Here is a 746-nt window from a genome sequence, read left to right as displayed (position 1 = left end):
GGTGATAAAAAGCCTGCTGAGGTGATGTTTCAGCTTGCTACTCCCCTGCTGCAACAAAAAAGCGCTCCTCCGAAGAGAAACGCTTTGAAATCGGAAATTAGTTATCGGTCATTGTTTTTCCTGCTGTTCATCCATCTTTGAGACAATCATCTCATAGAACTTGTCCCAGTTGTCGAGCAGATGTTCTATCTCCGTCGGGTAAAGCATGTACTGTTTGATAAAATTACCCTTGTTCAGGATAGCTATGATCCATGGGGAACATATATTAATAAGTCCTTCACATTCATTATGTACATGCGCACTTATTGTTACCGCCAAATGATCAATATACACTTCAATATTTTTCGCTCCACGATCGATACTGCTATTACGTTCACAGTATTCAAGAATTGGATCCAGCTGTACCCACATCTTGTTCCATATTTTTTCGTAATTGAAAATATCTTTAAGGATCTCATCTCTGAGCAAGTAAGGCGCTTCAGTTTTATTCTTCGTATTTTTCAGCGCTCTGCTAACATTTTCCTGCATGGCATCATTGAATGCTTTGTTAAGTGCTGAGTCATCGTGATGCTGACTCTTGATATTGTCGAGTACTGACTGAGACCAGTCGTTAAACTTACCGTTGATCATTTCTGTTATTATTCTTTCGATTGCCATAATAAATTCCTCCATTATACGTTAATTTTTACAGCAGCCTCAATATCTTTTTTTAGCTGTTCATCTTCGATCTCATAGTCCATAATGCA

1 protein-coding gene is annotated in these 746 nt (G+C 38.5%); it reads right to left on the bottom strand.

Translation table 11 applies throughout. The features are described 5' to 3' along the window. Positions 1–108: 108 nt before the first annotated feature. Entirely contained in the window at positions 109–657 is a 549-nt protein-coding gene (locus CUS_RS14105; RefSeq protein WP_002851911.1) for a hypothetical protein, read from the bottom strand. Between the last annotated feature and the right edge of the window lie 89 nt (positions 658–746).

Source organism: Hominimerdicola alba 8 (assembly GCF_000178155.2).
In the GTDB taxonomy this organism is placed as follows: Bacteria; Bacillota; Clostridia; order Oscillospirales; family Ruminococcaceae; genus Hominimerdicola; species Hominimerdicola alba_C.
This window is presented reverse-complemented; position numbering and strand designations above follow the sequence as displayed.